At 62.3% G+C, this 20,424-nt stretch carries 16 protein-coding genes; 2 read left to right on the plus strand and 14 right to left on the minus strand.

Annotated features, from left to right (window positions below; translation table 11 throughout):
- Positions 1 to 33 precede the first annotated feature (33 nt).
- From ABIE62_RS12845 to ABIE62_RS12895, 11 genes are all read right to left on the minus strand, one after another.
- Complete coding sequence (locus ABIE62_RS12845; RefSeq protein ID WP_354326600.1) at positions 34 to 1,566, minus strand: Ppx/GppA phosphatase family protein; 1,533 nt, start codon at positions 1,564 to 1,566, stop codon at positions 34 to 36.
- On the minus strand, positions 1,566 to 3,770 hold the full coding sequence (locus ABIE62_RS12850) for an RNA degradosome polyphosphate kinase (RefSeq protein ID WP_454184819.1): 2,205 nt from the start codon (positions 3,768 to 3,770) through the stop codon (positions 1,566 to 1,568). Before ABIE62_RS12850 ends, ABIE62_RS12845 begins: the two co-directional genes overlap by 1 nt.
- A 159-nt stretch (positions 3,771 to 3,929) precedes the next feature.
- Positions 3,930 to 4,943, minus strand: coding sequence for a P-type DNA transfer ATPase VirB11 (virB11, locus tag ABIE62_RS12855; protein WP_354326601.1), 1,014 nt, complete (start codon positions 4,941 to 4,943; stop codon positions 3,930 to 3,932).
- An 8-nt stretch (positions 4,944 to 4,951) separates the two neighbouring features.
- Positions 4,952 to 6,085, minus strand: coding sequence for a TrbI/VirB10 family protein (locus ABIE62_RS12860; RefSeq protein ID WP_354326603.1), 1,134 nt, complete (start codon positions 6,083 to 6,085; stop codon positions 4,952 to 4,954).
- A gap of 40 nt (positions 6,086 to 6,125) precedes the next feature.
- Positions 6,126 to 6,926: a TrbG/VirB9 family P-type conjugative transfer protein gene (locus ABIE62_RS12865; RefSeq protein ID WP_354326605.1), complete on the minus strand. Its 801-nt coding sequence runs from the start codon at positions 6,924 to 6,926 to the stop codon at positions 6,126 to 6,128.
- Entirely contained in the window at positions 6,923 to 8,122 is a 1,200-nt protein-coding gene (locus ABIE62_RS12870) for a TrbL/VirB6 family protein (protein ID WP_354326607.1), read from the minus strand. The genes ABIE62_RS12865 and ABIE62_RS12870 overlap by 4 nt, the downstream gene beginning before the upstream one ends.
- The gene (locus ABIE62_RS12875) at positions 8,119 to 10,542 is read right to left on the minus strand and encodes a VirB4 family type IV secretion/conjugal transfer ATPase (protein WP_354326609.1); all 2,424 of its coding nucleotides are present in this window, start codon (positions 10,540 to 10,542) and stop codon (positions 8,119 to 8,121) included. The genes ABIE62_RS12870 and ABIE62_RS12875 overlap by 4 nt, the downstream gene beginning before the upstream one ends.
- A gap of 12 nt (positions 10,543 to 10,554) precedes the next feature.
- Complete coding sequence (locus ABIE62_RS12880) at positions 10,555 to 10,839, minus strand: VirB3 family type IV secretion system protein (RefSeq protein WP_354326611.1); 285 nt, start codon at positions 10,837 to 10,839, stop codon at positions 10,555 to 10,557.
- A gap of 7 nt (positions 10,840 to 10,846) precedes the next feature.
- A complete protein-coding gene (locus ABIE62_RS12885) occupies positions 10,847 to 11,158 on the minus strand; it encodes a TrbC/VirB2 family type IV secretion system protein (RefSeq protein WP_354326613.1) in 312 nt (103 codons plus the stop codon).
- A 42-nt stretch (positions 11,159 to 11,200) separates the two neighbouring features.
- Positions 11,201 to 11,824, minus strand: coding sequence for a lytic transglycosylase domain-containing protein (locus ABIE62_RS12890; RefSeq protein WP_354326615.1), 624 nt, complete (start codon positions 11,822 to 11,824; stop codon positions 11,201 to 11,203).
- A 168-nt stretch (positions 11,825 to 11,992) separates the two neighbouring features.
- Positions 11,993 to 12,403: a tetratricopeptide repeat protein gene (locus tag ABIE62_RS12895; protein ID WP_354326616.1), complete on the minus strand. Its 411-nt coding sequence runs from the start codon at positions 12,401 to 12,403 to the stop codon at positions 11,993 to 11,995.
- 323 nt (positions 12,404 to 12,726) lie between these two features.
- On the opposite strand from ABIE62_RS12895, the gene ABIE62_RS12900 reads away from it, so the two are divergent.
- Both ABIE62_RS12900 and ABIE62_RS12905 read left to right on the plus strand, forming a co-directional pair.
- Positions 12,727 to 14,319, plus strand: a complete 1,593-nt coding sequence (locus tag ABIE62_RS12900; RefSeq protein ID WP_354326618.1) for a beta-helix domain-containing protein — start codon at positions 12,727 to 12,729, stop codon at positions 14,317 to 14,319.
- A 114-nt stretch (positions 14,320 to 14,433) separates the two neighbouring features.
- On the plus strand, positions 14,434 to 17,151 hold the full coding sequence (locus tag ABIE62_RS12905) for a TonB-dependent receptor domain-containing protein (protein ID WP_354326620.1): 2,718 nt from the start codon (positions 14,434 to 14,436) through the stop codon (positions 17,149 to 17,151).
- 172 nt (positions 17,152 to 17,323) lie between these two features.
- Here the strand turns inward: ABIE62_RS12905 and ABIE62_RS12910 are convergent, their stop codons facing one another.
- The 3 genes from ABIE62_RS12910 to ABIE62_RS12920 all read right to left on the minus strand — a co-directional run bounded on the left by ABIE62_RS12910 (position 17,324) and on the right by ABIE62_RS12920 (position 20,382).
- A complete protein-coding gene (locus ABIE62_RS12910) occupies positions 17,324 to 17,998 on the minus strand; it encodes a response regulator transcription factor (RefSeq protein WP_354326621.1) in 675 nt (224 codons plus the stop codon).
- Positions 17,999 to 18,393: 395 nt separating this feature from the next.
- Complete coding sequence (locus tag ABIE62_RS12915; protein ID WP_354326622.1) at positions 18,394 to 19,209, minus strand: ferredoxin--NADP reductase; 816 nt, start codon at positions 19,207 to 19,209, stop codon at positions 18,394 to 18,396.
- A 129-nt stretch (positions 19,210 to 19,338) separates the two neighbouring features.
- The gene (locus ABIE62_RS12920) at positions 19,339 to 20,382 is read right to left on the minus strand and encodes a Fe(3+) ABC transporter substrate-binding protein (RefSeq protein WP_354326624.1); all 1,044 of its coding nucleotides are present in this window, start codon (positions 20,380 to 20,382) and stop codon (positions 19,339 to 19,341) included.
- Between the last annotated feature and the right edge of the window lie 42 nt (positions 20,383 to 20,424).

The following is a 20,424-nucleotide window of genomic DNA, read 5'->3' on the forward strand; positions in this document are numbered from 1 at the left end:
CACGCGCTGAAAATGCTCAGGCGCCGCACGGGCTTATACCAGTTCGGCGTCGGGCACGATATCGACCCGCCAGCCAAGCCCCAACCGCCCGGCCAGCAGCTTTATATCCTTTTCGGTCGACTGGCCGCACAGCGCGGCGTGGCTGTGCGCCAGTTTCAAAACCAGCGCGGTGTCTTCCACCACCAGCCGGCTGACTTCGAGCGAGCGGCGCGACTGCGCGCCCAGCCGCCGGGCGATCCGCAGCGCCAGACCCCAGCGCACCGCTTCCTCCAGCGCCTCCTCGCTTGCGAGCGCGCGCACCCGGGCGGGTAGATTCAGCTGGTTGCCATTGGCGGAAATCGCAGCGGCGAGCATCGCGCGTTCCATGGCATTGATCCCCACCCAACGTTTGTGCAGCGCCCAGTTGATGGCTTGCGGCTGGCGGATGTTCGGTTCGATCTGCATTGCGGCGAGTGCCAGCATGGTTGCTGCCAGCCGCAGCCGTTCGCTGCCATGTTCGCGCGCGGGCGCCGCGTCGAGCGTCCAGGCTGCCAGCCGCGTCGCCAGCGTCGGAGCCGATCCGCGCTGGCTGGCAAACACCGCGATCCCGGCGAGCAGCGGGTCTTGCGCCTTGGTATGCGCTGGCAGGCGATCATAAATCAGCCCTTCGCGCAGACCCCATGATGAAAACACCACCTTTGCGGGTGCCAGCCGCGCCAGCAATGCCTGCAACAGCACGGCGGCATCGGGCAGCTTTTCAGCGCGCATCGCCGAAATCCGTTCGCGGCCTTTGATTACCTGGCTTTCGGTCGAGGCTAGGCCCTTTGCAAGTTCGTTCGCGGCATCGGAGTCGAGTTCGAACCCGTGCGGATCGCTGAGCGGGTATCCGCGCGCCGCCATCGCATAGACCGCCATCGCCCGCCACGTTCCGCCGACCAGATAGAGCGCGCCGTTCGCATCAGGCGCATTGCCCGATAGATCCCACCCGGCCTTGCGGATCGCCTTGTCGAGCGACTTGTCCATCTCTGCCCGCCCGCCCTTGCGGTGATCGGGCAGGCGCAGGGTGCCGAGCGGCAGCGTGCTGGCGCTGTCGGTCTGCCCGCCAGCAACGCGCACCAGTTCAAGGCTACCCCCGCCAAGATCCGCCACGATCCCGCGTGCTTGCGGGAACGCGCCGATCACCCCGTGGGCGCTGAGCAAGGCTTCCTGCTCGCCCGTGATGACGCGCGGCTGAAGGCCGATAGCCTGCAACTGCGCGACGAATTCAGGGCCATTGGCTGCATCGCGCACCGCCGCTGTGGCCACCGTTTCAATATCGGTGATGCCCAGATCGACCAGCAACAATGCAAACCGCCTCAGCCCGCGCATCGCCAACGCCATCGCTTCGTCGGCCAGCCTGCCCGCGCTGGCGATGTCACGCCCCAGTTTGGCGGTCACCTTTTCGTTGAGCAACACGGTGGGCGCGCGCATCGTGCCGCCATAGACGACCAGACGCACGGTGTTCGAACCGATGTCGATGATCGCACGTTCGGGCCTGCTTCCGGCAATCACGCTGCCAAGCTCACCCCGACGTTTTGGATAGGTCACTAGGCCGCCCCCCGGCGCATGGTCAGCTTGGGCACCGCGCCCGCTTCAAGCGCCCCGCCGCGCCCCGATAGCGACGGGTTGGTCATGAAATAGCGGTGGCAGTTGAATGGTTTTGCTCCGTCTTCCTTGGCTGCCGTAACCCGCGAATAATTGCCATCGGGGTGCAACCACCAGCTTTGTTCGGTATCAAGCATATTGGCCAGCAGCACCTGTTGCAGCACCTGATCATGCACGGTGCGGTTGAGGATAGGGATCAGCGCCTCAACCCGGCGATCCAGATTGCGGCTCATCATGTCCGCCGATGAGATGAACACCGCCGCCTGCGTGCTCGGCAGGGCGTGACCATTGGCAAAGGCATAGATACGGCTGTGTTCAAGGAAGCGGCCGATTATCGATTTGACCCGAATATTTTCCGAAAGGCCCGCCACCCCAGGGCGCAAACAACAGATGCCGCGCGTGATCAGTTCCACCTGCACCCCGGCATTGCTGGCGGCATAGAGCCGATCGATCACGCCTTCATCGGTCAGCTGGTTGCACTTGAACCAGATCGCCGCTGGCTTGCCTGCCTGCGCATGGGCGATCTCGATATCGATCCGGCGATAGATTTCGGCGCGCAGATCGATCGGCGCGATGTGGATGCGTTCGAGCGCATGGGGTTCGACATAGCCGGTGACGAAATTGAACATCTTGGCCGCATCGCGCCCCAGTTTGGGGTCGGCGGTGAAGAAGCTCAGATCAGTGTAAACCTTGGCGGTGACAGGGTGATAATTGCCGGTGCCAAAATGGCAGTAAGTGCGGAAACTTTCGCCCTCGCGGCGCACCACCATCGCCACCTTGGCGTGGGTTTTCCAGTCGGTGAAACCGTAGATCACCTGCACCCCGGCGCGTTCAAGCTTGCTCGCCCATTTGAGGTTCTGTTCTTCGTCAAACCGGGCCTTCAATTCGACCACGGCCGTGACCGATTTGCCCGCCTCTGCCGCCTCGATCAGGGCATTGATTACCGCGCTTTGTGATCCCGCGCGGTAAAGCGTCTGCTTGATCGCCACCACATCGGGATCGGCGGCGGCCTGCCGGATGAAATCAACTACCACTTCAAAACTTTCGTAGGGGTGGTGGATGATGATGTCCTTTTCGCGGATCGCGGAAAAGGCATCGCCGTCATGTTCGCGGATGCGTTCGGGAAAGCGCGGCGAATAGGCGTCGAACTTCAGGTCAGGCCGGTCTTCGCGGACGATTTCGGCCAGCCCGTCGATCCCGATCATCCCATCGGTCTTGATTACCGCGGCTTCATTGATGCCCAATTGTTCAAGCAGCAGCGCCTCGGCGGCAGGATCGAAATCTTCCTCCAGTTCCAACTGGATCACCTGCCCGCGGCGGCGGCGCTGGATTGCGCTGCGGAAGGTGCGCACCAGATCCTCGGCCTCTTCCTCGATTTCGATGTCGCTGTCGCGCAGCACGCGGAACAACCCGTCGCCTTCGATCGTGAAGCCGGGGAACAGCGCGCCGGCATAGCGCTGGATCAGCCGCGCGATCGAAATATACAGCACCCCGCTTTCGCCCGTCACCCTATGCGGCACCCGCACAAACCGCGGCAGCGCGCTGGGGATCAGCACCATTTCGATCAATTGTTCGTTTGTCTCGTCGCGGGTCAGCGTGAACAGCAGGCCCATGCCTTCGTTCTGCACGAAGGGGAACGGATGCGCCGGGTCGAGCGCCTGCGGCGTGATGATCGGCAGGATTTCTTCAAGGAAGAACGCTTTCAGCCACTTGTAGGCGGCAGGGCTGATGCGCTGTTCATCGGCAATGTGGATTTCAGCCCCGGCCAATCCATCGCGCACCGAACGCCAGATCGCTTGCTGGCGCTGCGACAATTCAGCCAGCTTTTGCCGGATCGCGGCGAGTTGCTGCGAAGGGCTACGCCCATCAAGCGACGGTGTTTCCAGCCCGCGCTGCACCTGCCCGACCAGCCCGGCCACGCGGATCATCATGAATTCATCAAGATTGCTGCCCGAAATCGACAGGAAGCGCAGGCGTTCCAGCAGCGGATATTGTTCGTTGCAGGCCTCTGCCAGCACGCGTTGGTTGAATTGCAGCCACGATAGCTCGCGGTTGAAATAGGGCGATTCGTCAGGGCCAAGTTCAACCATCTGCACGGTGCTTGTGCTGGCGGAAACATCCTCAGTGGCAATCGGTGACGTGCTCATCGCTTCCCTGTTCTGCCTCGCGCCGCTTGATCGATCACGACACTCGCAACCCCATGTTCGCTAGGCTGCAAGGTGTAAATCAGGAAGATGTGCTTGTCACACCAATGTCAATTTGACAGCTTGTGCTGACGGGCCACCTCTGGCGGCGCAGACCGGACATCATACCAGATCCCGGCTATCAGCAATCTGCGTGATCCCGCGTTTGCCATTGGCATCGCGGCCCAGTTGCACGATCACGTCGATCACGCTGGCGGCATAGGCGATGGTGTCTGTGCGGGTCAGCCCGATCCCGGTCTGCATCACCATCAGCGACAATTGTTCGAGCGCGCCGCGCAAGCTATTGGCGTGGATGGTCGAAAAACTGCCCGGATGCCCGGTGTTGATCGCGCGCAGAAAACTGACACTTTCCGCGCCGCGCAATTCGCCCAGCACGATCCGGTCGGGCCGCAGGCGCAAGGCGGCTTGCAGCAATTCATTGGCGGTGACTTTGGCCTCGCCCAGCTCGCCTTTGATCGCGACCAGGCCGACCGCGTTTTCTCCCGGAAACTTCAACTCGGGCGTGTCTTCGACCATCACCACCCGTTCAGCGCGCGGGATTTCGCCGAGCATGGCGTTGAGAAAGGTGGTCTTGCCGGTGCTGGTGCCGCCCGAAATCAGGATCGTGCGCCGCGCCCGGATCGCTGCGCGCAGAAACGCAATCGGCTGCGATTGCGGGTCGGGCAGGTCGACATGGCCCTCGCCCACCAGCGGGCCGGTGTCATAGGCATCAAGCGGCAAGTCGAGCCTGCGATGGCGGCGGATTGCCATTACCCAATGCTTGCGGCTGGCAGGCGGGCCGCAGAACTGCACCCGCGCGCCGTCTGGCAGGGTGGCACCCAGCAGCGGGTGTTCGCGGTTGATCCCTTGGTGCGAAACGCGCGCGACCTGTTCGGCGAGGCGCTGCACGAGCCGGTCATCAATTTCGGGGGTATCAATCCGCTGCATCCCCGGATTCGACGCATCCTCGATCCACACTTCGCCGGGTCGGTTGACCATGATTTCGGTCACAGTGTCACGATCAAGCCAGCGGCGGAACGGCGCGAGATAGGCGTCAAGATAGACGCTGCGTTCGGCACTCAACGCGGCGCTGTCAGGCTCCTCACCCATGCCCAGTCGGTGGATATCCGCGCTCATTGCTCCACTCAGTTGCCGACCGTGCTGAAATCGAGATCGCGCGCGGTGAACACCCGGATCGGTTCGCCCATGCGCACGCGGATGGTCGGGCTGATCTCGCCGTTGGCCTGCACCGCCGAACTCGCCGCGCCTTGCGCGCCGCCCGCAACGATCACGCCGCCGACGCCGCCGGTCGCAACCGCGCCCAGCCCGCCGATCACTGACAGCAGCAGGCCCGATCCAAAGCGTTTGAAGAAGTGGCTGTTGACGTCACCTTCCAGCCCGGTCGTCCCGTCAAACCCGATCGCGGGTGATGCAAGGTTGACCGAAGCGCCATCCGGCCGGATCAGCCGCGTCCAGATCACATAGGCGCGCCGCTGCCCTTGCTGCACGCCCGCCTGATACTGCCCGATCAACCGCGACGAACGCGGCACGAGAATGCGCTTGCCATCAAAACTTCGCACATCCTGGCTCACCACCGCGCGGACAAAGCCCGGAACATCGGTGTTGATCGCGGTTTCAAGGATCGCGGGGATCAGCGTGCCTTCGGTCACTGTGGTCGAAGGATTGGTCATCGGCCGCGCCTGTGCAGGCGCGCCGCCCACCCCGCCGATACGGCTGGCAAAGGCGGCCGCACCGCCGGTGCCTGCCACATCACCCGCCGCGCTGCCTGCCGGTGCGCCCAACGGAGCCTCGGCAAGGCGCGAGGCGCTGGCGGCGCGGCTGGCGTCGAACACCAATTGCGGGCTGGCATAGGGATTGATCGCCGCGCCCGGCATCATCGCGGGGTTATTGGCCAGAACGGGCGCTGGCGCGGGATCGGGCTGCGGTTGGGCTGGTTGCAGCGCAGGATCGGCCACGGGCTGCACCGTCGCAGGCGCAGCGGCCTGCGGCGGGGCCACGGCGGGATTGCCGATCCCCTGCGGTTCTGGCGTGCGTGCCGAATTCATCGCCCAGAACGTGGTCGCGCCCAAAAGCGCGACCAGAGCCACCCCAACCGCTAGCCCAAGGCTGTCACCTTTCGCCTTGCGGTCGGTAACAGCCGGGAACGCCGCGCGGCTGGCGAGATCGATGATTTCCGCCGATTCGCGCTCCCGCGGATCAACCGCTTCGCTACCTGCTCCATCGCCCTTTTTCGGCGGTAAACGCATGGCCAGACGCATTATTCGGTCTCCTTGGCGAAGTGAATGTGGTTCGAAATCATCACGATCCCCGCTTGCCCGACAGCCCGGCGCTGCGCGCCGACGGAGCGGCAGGGCCGGTATTGGTGAGCGTGGCGGTATCGCGGCCCGAACGCAGGATGATCTGCGGCGGCACCCCGTCAACCACCACCGTATCCCCGCGCACGGTGAAGTTGACCGGGCCTTCATCGCCATCGTCATTGGTCACGAGAATGGCCGGGATTGCAGTGCCCGTGGGCCAGCTCAGGAACACTGCATCACCATCGTCAAAGGCGCGGCTGGGCAGCAGTTCAACCGCGCCCGCGCTCGCCCATTCGAAGTTCAGACTAGCCGGATCGGACACCGCATAGGGATCATTGGCAGCCGCCAGCTCCAGCGGGTTGGCCGCCGCACGCAAGGCCTCCGCCTCAGCCTCGGCCGCCATAGCAAGCCGCGCTTCTTCCTCGGCCTTTTCCAGCTCGGGATAGCGGAATTGCAGCACGTAAAGCGGGGCATTGCGCGGGGATGCGACCAGATCGAACAGGTAGGTGCGCCGGTCGGTCACCACCGTCATATTGGTGCGCGCGGCGGGTTCCAAAGGTTTGACGAACAGGATCGTCTGCGCCTTGTTTGGCTGCACCTGCCACGCCGCGCTGTCCCCGATGGCGACGTTTTCGATCACTTCATCGGGGGCGAATTTGATGGTGGTCTGCACCTTCACCTTGCCGTCGATCCGCACCACGGCGGCCTCATCATAGACCAGCGTTTGCAGTCGGGCGTCCTGCGCCGCAGCGGGGGCAGTCAGCGCGAAGGCGAGCGCGGGAAGAATCACGGCTCGGATCATTGGTAGGTCTCCGGTGGGGTGGTCATGGCGGGCTTGGCTCCGCCTTTGGTATTGCTGGCCGAACGGAAGCGGTTGCCGATGCCGCGGGTGCGCGAAGTGGCGGGGTTGAGCGGCACCACCTGTCCGCCACCAGACGTGGCAAAGACGTGTGTTTCACGTGAAACATTGCCCGCAGGCCCGGTATCATTGCCGGCAAGCGCGGGCGAAGGGGTGCCTAGGTCGACCCTGCGCGGGGCAAGGCCGGGATTGCCAGACGCGATATTCGTGCTGCGCGGCGTGGTCACGGCCATCACGGGTGGGGGCGCGGAGCGCGGGGCATCATTGCTGCGGCCACGCTGCTTGTCCGGAACCAGCCCGAACACCTGCCAGCCTGAAACCATCGTGCCCGCCACCTTCAACGCCATGAACATCAACGCCATGTGCACCGCGCCGACCAGAAAGAACGCCATCGCCGCCTGCTGATCGATCTGCCCCGGCACCGCCACCAGCGCGGCGAGGATCGGCACCGCGAGTTCGAGCATGATCGACCCGCCCAGCACCGCGAACAGCGGTGCCAGCGCCATCATCGTCAGCCCCTTGAGCCAGCCGGTGAACAGCCCGCGCGTGCCTTCGAACAAGGCCAGCACCACGAAAATCGGCCCCACCGCGAGCAGCAGCGCCAGCGCAATCCGCGCCGCCACCAGCAGGCCCACGGTGCCGAGCAGCAGCAGCATCGCGCCAAACCACATCATGCCCGGCGGCGAAAAGGCATTGATATCCTTGGTATCCCCGCTCGCCTGCTGGATCGCGAGGAACACCACGTCGAGTTTCTGCGCGAACACCGTCGTGGCGCTTTCACCTCGCACGCCGGTCAAGATGCCTGCGATCTGGTCCGGCCCGCCGATGAAGATGTTGTAGAAAATCGTCGAAAACGCCACAAAACTGGTGGCAAAACCCATTACCAGCCCCAGTGTGATCACCTTGGGCAGCAGCGCGCGCACCCCAAGGTTTGATCGCCCCAGCATCAGCGAAATCGCAAAGAAGCTGACATACAGCACCAACATCAGCGTCAACGCGAAGGTCAGCTGGCCTTCGGTGCCAAACAGCCGGTTGAACGCCTGTTCGGATACCCCGCTGGCGATGCAGTCCACCGCCGAAAGCGCGGCGGCCACCCCGGTGCCCATCGACTGGGCGGCCAGATCGCACGCGGTGGTCATTCCGCGGCCTGCCAGACAGGCTGGCCGTCTTCGTCCACCACGCCATCGGGCCACTCGCGCCCGGTGAGCGCGGGATACCAAGCGGCCGGCTCATCCCCCACCGCTTCGCGCAGCAGATCGAGCCTGCGCACCGCGCTTTCGCGGCCTGACAGGATGGTGAGCACCTCCGGCGCGCCCGACAGGTCGAGGCGGACAACCACGGATGCATCGGGCTGACGCACAAGGAAGCAGCGCGAGTGCGCGGGTAGCGAGCGGATCAGCGCGAATTCGTGGCTCGTCAACCCGAACCCGTCGCAGTAATCCTCTGGCCGCGCGCGGCTGTTGGGCATGAACACCATCGTCGCGGTCTGTTCGACCAGCGCGGTCGAAATCCGGCTGTCGAGCGCATCACGCGCGCTTTGCGTGGCAAACCCGACCAGCGCGTTGCGTTTGCGCAGCGTCTTCAGCCAATCGCGAATGCGCGCGGCGAACACCTCGTCATCCAGCGCCTTCCAACCTTCATCGATCAGGATCATAGTCGGCTGACCATCGAGCCGTTCATCAATCCGGTGGAACAGATACATCATGGTCGGCGTGCGCAGACGCGGGTTTTCGAGCAGCGCGGTCATGTCAAAGCCGAGCACGCGCTGCGAGAGGTCGAGCCGGTCGCGTTCGTTGTCGAACAGCCAGCTATGTTCGCCTTCCCCGATCCACGCCGCCAGCCGATCCGCCAGATCGCCCGGTGTCGGGCGACGCGCGCCCGCGAGCAGTTCCTTGAAGTGGCGCAGCCGCCGCAGCGATGGATCATTGGCGTAGGTCGCATCAACCGCGGCGCTGATGGTCGAAAATTCCTCTGGCCCATCGGCCTTCAACAACACCGCGAGCCAATCGCGCAGGAACGCACGGTTGGCAGGCGTATCGGGCAGGATGAGCGGGTTGAACCCGGTGGGCATCCCCGGCGCGATCCGGTCATAGCGCCCGCCGATCCCGCGAATGAACAGCTCCGCCCCGCGATCCTTGTCAAACAGGATGGTGCGCGGTTTGAACTTCTGCGCTTGGGCCGCAAGGAAGTTCATCACCACGGTCTTGCCCGAGCCGGATGGCCCAATGACCGAGAAATTGCCCAAGTCCCCGTGGTGGAAATTGAAGAAGAACGGGGTGGCGCTGGTGGTTTCCAGCAGCGTCACCGCATCGCCCCAGTGGTTGCCTGCGGCCTGCCCCAGCGCAAAGCCGTGGAACGACCCGAAGCCCGCCATATTGGCCGAGGATATCAGCGCGCGGCGCACGATATATTCCTCGTTACCGGGGAACTGCGCCCAGAACGCGGGTTCAAGATTGGTATCCTCACGCACCGCAATCGCGCCGGTATCGGCCAGCGCCGCGGCGCAGGACGCCATGGCGTCATCGAGCCGGGGGAGCGAGCGTTCGCGCACCAGCACGGTCAGGTGATGATCGCCAAACCCGACCGCACCATTGCCCAGCGCATCGCGCGCCGCCATCATGTCGGCGCGTTCGGCAGCGGCTTCTTCATCCACCGAGCGCGAACGGCGCAGCGCAAGGTCGATGCGTTCTTTCGCCGTGGTGCGTTCGTTGGGGGCGTAGCTTTCCGTCACCACCATTTCGAACGGCAGCCGCAGCAGATTGTCGAGCAGACCGGGCGAGGTCGCCTCGGGATAGTCTTTCAGCCCGAGGATCGCGGCGAAATCGGGCGCGGCTGACCCGCGCAGCTCCATCGCATCAAGGCCAAAACTAGCTCGGCGATAGGGCAGCATATGGCCGATATCGGTTTCCGGTGCAGGACGGCGCACCGGGCGCATTTCGCCATTATACAGCGCGCTGAGCAGCTCCAGCATCTCGGAGTTCGTGCCTGCCGAGCCGGGTGCCTGATAATCCCCCAGCACCGCCGCGCCGTAATTTTGCAGCGAGGCGACCAGCCCGGTGATCGCGGCCTTGAGGCTGCGGATGTCCTTAGGGTCGGCCTCAAGCTCATCCTGACGGCTGCGCGAGAACAGTTTGGAGAGGCGTTCGGGCAACCCGGTTTTGCCGCGCGCGGGGCGGCGGATCAGGGTGACGAACTGATCGTTGATGAACAGCGATCCGCCCGCCAACCGCTGCTTCCAGCGCGCGTCGATATGGCGCGACAGGGCATCGGGGAATTCGGCGTCCAGCTCCACCTCAACCCGGCGGCGGATGACGTGGTGATACATTACAAACCGCGCATCGAGGGTGGAGCGCAGCATCACCTCACGCGTGGCGGCGTGGGCGTTCAGCGCGTCGGAATCCTCGGTTTCAAACAGCAACCCCGGCACCTGAATCGCGCTCATCACCGATCCATCGCGCAGCAAAACGGTGTTTTCATCCACCAGCCGCGCATAGGGCAGCCGGTCGCCCACGCGCGCTTCCTTCGCGCTCCACGCGGCGGCTCCGATCCACTTCTTCATGTCCGGGCGTCCTTACGGCGCATAGGAATTGCATCCCCAGCGTTTGAAATTGGGCACGCGCGGGCATTTGCTGACCTTGGTGATCCACAGGTCGAAAACGCGCGGTTCGCGCAGCGAAGCGAAATAGCCGATCACGTGCATCACAATCGGCACGGGAATGACCCAGAAGCTGTCGAGGATCAGGAACGCGATCGTCGTCACCATCAGGTTGATGACGAAGAAATTCATCGTCACTCCCGCAAACATCTGCGGGCGGGTGAGCGCGCGATGCACCGGGTTGCGGGTGAGATCGCTCATCGTAGCATTACCCCGCCGCCGACTGGATGCCGGCGACAATCGTGGTCGCGCCGAACAGGATGAACACGCCGATGATGACCGTTGCGCCGAAGCGCCAATTCATCCGCCCGGTCAGCATCATGAAGCCGATCGCGGCGACCGCCATCACCGCAACCGTGGTCGCCACCGTGCCGAGCAGCGTGCCCTGCAACCACAACAGCGCCGAATTGATCGGGCCGGAACCCGCCGGATCAGCGGTTTGGGCAAAGGCAGCCGATGGGGTGAGCGCCAGCATCAGCAGCGCGGCAAGGTGGGCAGGAAGGCGACACAGCGACATCATTTATTTATCCATACCTTCAGATACATGGCGATCATCCGCCGGTTATTGTGCTGCCGGGCGCGCATGGTTGGCAAGCCGCCCCATGATCGCCGCAACATATTGCTTTGTCTCGCGGATATCGGGAACGCCGTTCGCGCGCTCAACCCGCCCCGGCCCGGCATTATAGGCGGCGAGCGCCTTTTCCAGATCGCCGTCGAACCGATCGAGCTGTTCACGCAGGTATCGCGCCCCGCCTTCGAGATTGGCGAAGGGATCATCGGCATTCACGCCCAGATAACGCGCCGTCCCCGGCATCAACTGCGCAAGGCCGCGCGCGCCAACCGGCGACACTGCGTTTTCTCGCCAGCGGCTTTCCTGCCACACCACCGCTTCGAGCAGGCTGGGCGAAAGGTCGAACCGCGCGGCCAAGGCGTTGATTGCGGCGGCATAGCGCGGCGGCACGCCTGCGGCATGGCGCGCAGGGTCGGCGATGGCGGAGGCGGGGAGCATCAGACCCCCCGGAAAATTGGCATCAAGTTCCGGCGGTGCAGCAGGTGCGCCCGCCAGCGGCCCGGCCACCCAACGCGCGCCATCGGGGCCAAGCTCAAGCACGTCGGCGCGTGCGCCGGTCGCAAGACCCAGCAGCGTGGCAGCAATCGTGACGCGGCTAATCGCGGCGAGAATCATGTCCCGGCCCTCCAGAATGTCCCCTTTGTCTAACCTAAATGACAGTCAGGTGACAGCCTCGCGTCTGTGGGTGCTGCGCGCCGGTCTTCCGACAGCAAAACGGGCGAGCCGCCAGAGGCAGCCCGCCCGGATGCGGCGACATGGTGCGACCCGAAGGCCGCCGGCCGATTATTCGCGATAGGTCAGTTGTTCGCTGCGCATATTGGCCGGACGAAACTCGCCGCGGTCGAGCATCCTGATCGCCTTGCGCGCCAACCGCCGCGAATCGGTGGTGGTGCCATCGGCGGTATCGAGTTCAATCACCTCACGGCTGGCGAGTGCCGCTTCGAATGCGGTACGGGCCTTGGCCTCGTTACCGGCTTGGGCATAGGCGATCCCCAGGTTGATCAGAAGCGCAGGGTCATTGGGATCAGCAGCGCTGGCTTTCTCCAGCACCATCAACGCCTGATCCACCCGTCCGGCGGACAGCGGCTGCGCGGCGAGTTCACTTGCCGCAACCGGCGGCTGCAATTGCGCCGCAGACGGTTCTGCCAGCGGTGCGGCGGCGATCAATGCAATGGCGAAGGCGGTCATGGACATGGGCGAAACTCCCTCTTCAACTGACGAGCATGGTGACTCGAATTGATGAAAGATGCAACAAAACTGCAACATTGTAATATTTCTGTAATTTGATTCTCCAAACATATGTTTTTAAAGTATATTAATATGAATTATGCGGCCCCCGCAGTCGCCATCGCGTAATTCTTTTTTGTCATATTTGTCTTTCTTCAGTCATAATAGCGTAACTGCCACATAGCTGTAATGCTGAAAGAATTCTGTCACGCACCAACCCTAGCGAGCCTCAGGCGCACACCGTTCGTCGCGCTTGATTCGATTCTCGACCATTTAGGGGACCGCTCGCTGTGAAAAATATTCAACGCTCTTTCGTTCTGGGTTGCAGCCTGATTGCATTGGCTGGCTGCGGCGCGGATGAAATCGTCTCGCCGGGCACCAGCGGCGATATCATCATCAACAACCCGGCGCCGCCCGCACCGACGCCGACGCCCACCCCAACGCCCACGCCTACGCAGTCACTTGTGACCCCGGCGGCAGGTTGCCCGACCATTGCGTCGACCGGCGGCCTGACCGACGCTGGCACGATCAGCGGCCCGACTGGCGAATATCGCGTTTGCCGTCTGCCCGCGACCTTCAACGCCAATGACAATCTGCCGTTCGTGAACGGTCTGCTTTACCAGATCGACAGCCGCGTGAACGTTGGCGCTGACCGGGGTTTCAGCAGCACCGGAGCCGGCGTCACGCTTTCCATTGAGCCGGGTGTAATCTTGTTTGCACAGGCCAATTCGTTCTTTGTCGTCAATCGCGGCAACACCATCCGGTCGAACGGTACGGCAGATCGCCCGATCATCTGGACCAGTCGTGATAACGTGATCGGCCTGGCCAATGATAACAGCCAGCAACAGTGGGGCGGCGTCGTGCTGCTGGGCCGCGCACCGGTTGCGGATTGCAACACCGGCGTGTTCAACACCGATGCGGTGCCAAATGCCAACCCGCAATGCGAACAGCAGCTTGAAGGCACATCGGTGGCCACCCCTTATGGCGGGGCCAACAACGCTGATAGTTCGGGCTCATTCACCTTCAACCAGATCCGCTTTTCGGGCTTTGAACTTGCACCGGGCAACGAGCTTCAATCGCTCACCACCGGCGGCGTTGGTTCGGGCACCACAATCGAAAACCTGATGTCGTTCAACAGTTCAGATGACGGTGTCGAGTTCTTCGGCGGCACGGTCAACGTCACCAATATTGCTGTGATCGGGGCGTCGGATGATGGCCTTGACGTCGATACCGGCGCGCAGGCGAACCTTGAAAACGTGGTTGTGGTGCAACGCGCCAGCACCGGCGACTCGTTGATCGAACTCGATTCGCCCAACAGCGCGTCACTGCCGATCATCGCGCGCCCGCTCACGCGGATGCGAGTCAACAACTTCACCTTTGTGCAGCGTTCAACCACGTCCCCCCAGATGATCCGCGCACGCGGCGGAGCGGCGCTCGGCCTCACGAACGGCGTGATGGATAAGGTCGATGGTGACGGATCGTTCTGCTTCCGGATCGACGAACAGGAAACGCTCGACGCGCTGCTTGGTATCAATTCGGTCGTGTGTGATGGCGGCACCACGCGTCAGGCCCGCGGTGATCGTTCCGCCGGTGCAAACGCCACCACCGATGCCGAAGTGCTGGCAGGCGTAACGGCGGGAACCAATGTCAACCTGGCATTCACCATCACGCTGACCGGCGGGATCGTGAATGGTGCCAATGAAAATGCGGTGACCGCGTTCGACGCAACCGGCCTTGCTGCGATCTTCACCGCCCGGCCGGGCATCGGCGCGATCCAGACCGGAGCGGATTTCAACGCGTTCCGCAACTGGACCTGCAACTCGTCGATCCAGGATTTCGGCAGTTCGACGGGCGCTTGCACGACACTGCCCGTCTTCAGCTGATCGGCTGCTTCGAAATGGGGGGGCGCAACCGATGGCGGGCGCCCCTCCCCTTTCTTTTCCGGCTGATGACAACCGGTGATTTCCCAAGGCCTATTCATGAAGGGGTCTAACATTATGACGACTGGCACGCGCCTGGCAGGGCTGCTGCTTCTGACTTCGTCGCTCACCTTTCCCGGCGTTCTGCACGCCCAAGCTGTTCCGGTTGAAACGGATCCCCCGGCGCAAGATGTGCTGGACGACCAAACCAGCAGTGATGACGAATTCGAGCAACCCGACATTTCGGTGCCCGGTGGCGGCATCATTGTGACCGGGCGGCGCAGCCGCAATCCTGAACGCTCATCCACCCAGGTCTTGAGCGTGCTGTCCGAAGCCGACATTGCCCGCACCGGTGAAGGCGACATCGCAGGCGCTTTGGGCCGGGTTAGCGGCCTGTCACTGGTTGGCGACGGACGGGTATTTGTGCGCGGGTTGGGTGATCGCTATTCGCTCGCCTTGCTCAACGGCCTGCCGCTGCCCAGCCCCGAACCGCTGAGCCGCGTCGTTCCGCTCGATATTTTCCCGACCAGTGTGATCTCATCGTCGCTGGTGCAGAAAACTTATTCGGCCAACTTCCCCGGTGAATTCGGCGGTGGGGTGATCAACCTGACCACCAAGGCGATTCCGACCGAAAACTTTCTCGACGTCAGCATCGGTAGCAGCGGCGACACCGAAACGACTTTCGAAAACGGGTTGACCCATTTCGGTTCGAACCTCGACACCTTCGGGTTCGACAATGGCAACCGCGATATTCCGACGAATTTGCAGGCGTTTTTCGACAGCGGACGGCGTGTTGGTGATCTGACGCGCGAAGAAAGCGGGGCGATTGCCGGACAGCTGTTCCCGCTCAATCTCGTGACCTTGCAGAAGAACAACCACCTGCCCGCCAATTTCAGCGCCAATCTTACGGGCGGCCTGTCGTTTGAATTGGGCGGCGATACCTATCTCGGCGTGATTGCCACAGCTGGCATCACCAACACCTGGCGTAACCGTTCGGTGTTGAGTCAGGCTGGCAATGCTGATCTGACGCAGGTGTTTGAAACCTCCAACACCTTCATTACCGATAACAAGATTCTGGTGAATGGTCTGCTAGGTTTCGGCTTGGACATTGGCGAACACACGGTTCGATGGACCAGCCTGTATATCCGCGACACTCTCAAGACCTCGCGGTTGGGCACCGGCAACGACATAAATCTGGGCGATAGCGGGTTTGATTTCCAACGCCAGCAGACCGCGTGGTTTGAACGTCAGCTGATCGACACCCAGTTGGTGGCCGAGCTGGATTTTGGTGCATTGGATGTTGACCTGCGCGGCGGCTATGCGCGTTCTGAACGCGAAGCGCCGTTCAATGCCGAATTTGAATTCGTGCGCAGCAACAACCCCGGTGATCCGTTCGGTGATAAGTTTCTGGTTGATATCGGCGGGCGGCTCGGCGACACTAATCGTGCATCGGTTGCTTTCGACGCCCTCAAGGAAGATCAGTATTTTGGCGGGATCGACCTGTCCTATGATCTGTTCGACACGCTAACCGCGACAGTCGGCTATGCTTACACAGACACCGACCGCCGATCATCCAGCCGCCAGTTTTTGCCGCTGATATCTTGCGGGCCGATCTGCGATTTCCTGCCCCCTGAATCCCAGCAGGACGCCATCACCGCGCTGGGCCTGCGCCGTCCGGGCGACATCATCAATGGTTCGACGCTGGCCGGTTTCAATATTCAACTGACCGAACAGACCCCCTTCCCGGTGTTCGACGCCGCGCTTGAGGTCAATGCCGGCTATGGGCAGTTGCGCTGGCTGCCGACCGATCGGATCACGGTCGATGTCGGTGTGCGCTACGAAGACGGCGAGCAAACCGTCGCCCTGGATCAATCAGTATTCCTCGAACCGATAGTGGGGTCCACCCCGACTGACATCAACAATGATTATTTCCTGCCCGGTGGAACCGTGACGTGGGAAGCGATCGACGATTTGCAGCTGCGCCTTTCCGCTTCGCGAACAATCGCCCGCCCGCAGTTCCGCGAGCTGGTGGAACAGACCTATTTCGACCCCGAATCAAACCGCCGGTATCGCGGGAACCCGTTCCTGCAAGATAGCGAATTGACGAACCTGGAAGCGCGCGCCGAATATTACCTTGGCGGCAGCGACCGGATCAGCCTGGCCGGGTTCTACAAGGACATTGATAACCCAATCGAAAACTTCCTGATCAATGCCTCGGGCGAATTGCTGACAAGTTTTGCAAACGCGCCATCAGCCGAGCTTTACGGGGCGGAGCTGGATATTTCCTATGGCGTGCCGCTTGATGGTTGGGGGGGATTGTTCGAAACGAAGCAGTTCCTGATCTTCGCCAATTATACCTTCACCGAATCCAGCATTTCGGTGGCTGACGGTGATATTGCCCCGGTGCCGGGCAATACCGAACAAGACGCAACCCAATTGTTCGACAATGGTTCGCCGCTGGTGGGCCAGTCGGATCACATCGCCAATCTGTCATTCGGGATCGAGGATACCGATAAGGTGCAGCAGGTCACCATGCTGGTGAATTACGCGAGCAAGCGCGTGACGCTGCGCGGTGGGCCTTTGCCTGACGTGGTGGAAAATCCTGGCATCACCTTTGATCTGGTGGCCCGGTCAGAGTTGCAATTGGGCGGGCTGCCGCTGGAACTCAGCTTCAAAGTGCGCAACATCTTTGGCCGCGACAATTTCGAATTTCAGGAACTGGATGGCAACCGCATCGAAATCAACACTTTCGATGTGGGAACCGCGTTCAGCCTAGGGGTAAAAGCCAGCTTTTGATGATGGCCGCAGCGCCTCCGCGCTGCGGCGGCCTTCCCGACAGGACAAGAGATCAGGACGTTATCGGCGCGAAGCGCCGCAAGGCCGACCGGCCGCCCGCAGCTACGCGGCCTTCAGGCCGTGTGAGCGAGGATTTCGCACGGCGGATGCCGTGCGGAAACAAATATCATTATCAACCTAAATCGAACACATACCCCAGTGATCGCACGGTGCGCAGCGGGTTACCACCGCCCGCCGCCTTGATCGACCGCCGCAGCCGTCCGATCCACACATCGACGGTGCGTTCGTCAATCGGCGGTTCGCGCTTGCCCAGCCCGTTGATCAGATCATCGCGGGTCAGCACGCGGTTGGGGTTTTCGGCAAAGAAGCGCAGCAGCCGGAATTCATTGGGCCGCAGCACAATCGGCTCACCATCCCAGCGCGCCTGCAACGCCGCCATGTCGATGGTGAGCGCGCCCAGTTCGAACCGGCGGGTGGCGCTGCGTTCGCTGGCGCGCGATTGCAGCGCCAGCACCCGGTCAAGCACGGCGGTGCGGGTCAGCGGGCCGACAACATAATCATCCGCCCCTGCCCGTAGCGCGCGGCGGCGGTCTTCGGGATCATCTTCTTCCAGCACCATCGTGACATGCGCGTCTGCCGTGCGCGGATCGGCGCGCAACCGGCGGCATAGTTCGAGGCCCGCAAGGTCGGGCAGCACCCAGTCGATAAAGGCCCACATCGGCCCTTCGACCAGCCGCCGCGGGCCTTCCGGCCCCAGCCGGTCAAAGGTGAAACGGCGATGATCATGGACGAAATCCTCAAGGCTTTCGCCCAGCTCACTCGTCAGAAAGATATTGACGACATCCATGTTCAGACTGCCCCGGTTTATCGTCGGAGTGGCTGATCGATGTGACGCGTTTGTGACGGGATTGCAGCAATGCGTAAGCAAGTGTCACATTAGGGCAGGCGAGCGCGAAAGTGGCAAGCGCGGGGCGTCGATTGCGGGAATGGCGCAAAACCATCCACCAGCAAACTCACATCGGGAACCGAGGCACTACATCCACCCCCATCGTCATCCCAGCGAAAGCTGGGATCTAGGGCGGCAAACATTGCCCAATAACGCTCTGGGCCCCAGCTTTCGCTGGGGTGACGAGGAAGGCTTAAAGGCAGGCACAACCCCGCCCCGCTCATGCTGAGCCTGTCGAAGCATCACAGACGGGATCGCGTGTCCTTCGACATGCTCAGGACGAGCGGGGTTTGCACTTACCCCACAAACGCCCGTTCGATCACGAACTGCCCCGGCATCGAATTGCTGCCTTCGGTAAAGCCGCGCGCTTCCAGATCGGCGGCGTGGTCCTTGATCATCGCCATCGACCCGCACAGCATCACGCGGTCTTCATCGGGCACGAACCGCTGCGGGCCTTTGGACTGTTCGAACAGGCGCCCATCATCGATCAGCGCCTGAATCCGGCCCTGTGTGCGGAACGGTTCGCGGGTTACGGTGGGGACGTAGATCATCCGCGCGCGGTCTTCATCCTCAAGCAGCGGATCGCCTTCGAGCTTCGATTCCAGCAGATCGTGATAGGCCAATTCGGCAACATTGCGCACCGAATGCACCACGATCACTTCCTCGAACATCGCGTAAACCTCGGGATCGCGCACCAGGCTCATGAACGGGGCGAGGCCGGTGCCGGTCGACAGCATGAACAGGCGTTTGCCCGGCAGCAGCGCGTCTGTCACCAGCGTGCCGGTCGGCTTTTTACCCAGGTAGATCGGATCGCCGACCTTGATGTGCTGCAAGCGCGATGTCAGCGGGCCGTCCTGCACCTTGATCGACAGGAACTCCAACTCCTCGGCATAGCTGGGGCTGGCGACCGAATAGGCGCGCAGCAGCGGTTTGCCATTATCGCCCGGCAGCCCGATCATCACGAACTCGCCCGACCGGAAGCGGAAGGACGCTGGCCGCGTCATCTTCAGCGTGAACAGCGAATCGGTCCAGTGATGGACATAGGTGATGGTTTCGATCGAGAGCGCCGCGCTTTCGGTGAACTGGTCGCGGTCGATGATGGGCTGGTTCAAAACGGGTCTCAAATACAGGTCAGCGCCGCACAGCACGCGGCCGGAATAGGCGCGCAAATGGACGACAAGCGCGGCGTCTTCAAGACAGTTTAGCGATATTGGCTAAAAGCGGGCCTTGATCGAACGCAATCAATTCCAGCCTGCGCGGTCGAACAACTTCACCGCCTCGGCCTGATTGCGCCCGATTTCCGCGGCGTTGAGCGTGTCCGGTTTGAACGACCCCAGCGTTTCGACCGCCGAATTGGCCTTGAGACCGATGGCGGCGGGGTATTCATTATTGCCATCGGCAAAATACCGCTGCGCGCTTTCTGACGTAAGGTATTCGAGGAACTTCACCGCGTTTTCGCGATTGGGCGCGTATTTCACCACCCCGGCACCGCTGATATTGACGTGGGTTCCGGCGCCATCCTGATCGGGGAAGATCACGCCGATTTGATCGAAAATCGCCTTTTGCGCCGCATCGCCCCCGGCAAACCGCGCGAGGTAATAGGTGTTGACCAGCGAGATGCGGCACTGCCCCGCGGCGACAGCTTCGATCATCGCCGTATCATTGTCCTGCGGTGCCTGCTTGAAATTGGCGACCACGCCCTTGGCCCATGTCTCCGCCTGGTCAGCGCCCTTGTGGGCAACGATGCTCGACAACAGCGAGATGTTGTAGATGTTTGACGATGACCGCATGCAGATGTCGCCCTTGAACGCCGGATTGGCGAGATCGGCGTAAGTGGCAAGGCCTTCGGGCTTGCCCGCCGCCTTGTTGTAAATGATGATCCGTGCGCGAGTCGACAGGCCGAACCACAGCCCGTCGGGGTGGCGCAGGTGTGCAGGCAGGCGTTCGGTCAGCACGGCCGATTCGACCGGGGCGAGCACGCCCGCTTCCTCGGCCCGCCACAACCGCCCGGCATCAACCGTGATGAGGATATCGGCGGGGCTGAATTCGCCTTCGGACCGGATGCGTTCGATCAGCGCATCGGCATCGGCTTCAATCCGGTTGACCTTGATCCCGGTATTACAGGTAAAATCCTCGTAGAGCGCCAGATCGGTATCATAGTGGCGCGAGGAATAGAGATTTACCTCACCGGTCGACGCCGCGCACGCGCCTGCGGGTTTCTCCTCGCAGGCGGACAGTCCGGCGATGCTGGCGCAGGCAATGGCGGAGAGGAGCAGTTTCTTCATGGTGAATGGCTTTCGATTGCAAGTTGCGAATGACTTGCAATA

This window comes from Porphyrobacter sp. MBR-155 (assembly GCF_040547625.1).
GTDB lineage: Bacteria > Pseudomonadota > Alphaproteobacteria > Sphingomonadales > Sphingomonadaceae > Erythrobacter.

Coding starts and splice junctions, on each gene's coding strand:
- ABIE62_RS12850 (WP_454184819.1), bottom strand. CDS start 3,770: ATGAGCACGTCACCGATTGCCACTGAGGATGTTTCCGCCAGCACAAGC.
- virB11 (WP_354326601.1), bottom strand. CDS start 4,943: ATGAGCGCGGATATCCACCGACTGGGCATGGGTGAGGAGCCTGACAGC.
- ABIE62_RS12860 (WP_354326603.1), bottom strand. CDS start 6,085: ATGCGTCTGGCCATGCGTTTACCGCCGAAAAAGGGCGATGGAGCAGGT.
- ABIE62_RS12865 (WP_354326605.1), bottom strand. CDS start 6,926: ATGATCCGAGCCGTGATTCTTCCCGCGCTCGCCTTCGCGCTGACTGCC.
- ABIE62_RS12870 (WP_354326607.1), bottom strand. CDS start 8,122: ATGACCACCGCGTGCGATCTGGCCGCCCAGTCGATGGGCACCGGGGTG.
- ABIE62_RS12875 (WP_354326609.1), bottom strand. CDS start 10,542: ATGAAGAAGTGGATCGGAGCCGCCGCGTGGAGCGCGAAGGAAGCGCGC.
- ABIE62_RS12880 (WP_354326611.1), bottom strand. CDS start 10,839: ATGAGCGATCTCACCCGCAACCCGGTGCATCGCGCGCTCACCCGCCCG.
- ABIE62_RS12885 (WP_354326613.1), bottom strand. CDS start 11,158: ATGATGTCGCTGTGTCGCCTTCCTGCCCACCTTGCCGCGCTGCTGATG.
- ABIE62_RS12890 (WP_354326615.1), bottom strand. CDS start 11,824: ATGATTCTCGCCGCGATTAGCCGCGTCACGATTGCTGCCACGCTGCTG.
- ABIE62_RS12895 (WP_354326616.1), bottom strand. CDS start 12,403: ATGTCCATGACCGCCTTCGCCATTGCATTGATCGCCGCCGCACCGCTG.
- ABIE62_RS12905 (WP_354326620.1), top strand. CDS start 14,434: ATGACGACTGGCACGCGCCTGGCAGGGCTGCTGCTTCTGACTTCGTCG.
- ABIE62_RS12910 (WP_354326621.1), bottom strand. CDS start 17,998: ATGGATGTCGTCAATATCTTTCTGACGAGTGAGCTGGGCGAAAGCCTT.
- ABIE62_RS12920 (WP_354326624.1), bottom strand. CDS start 20,382: ATGAAGAAACTGCTCCTCTCCGCCATTGCCTGCGCCAGCATCGCCGGA.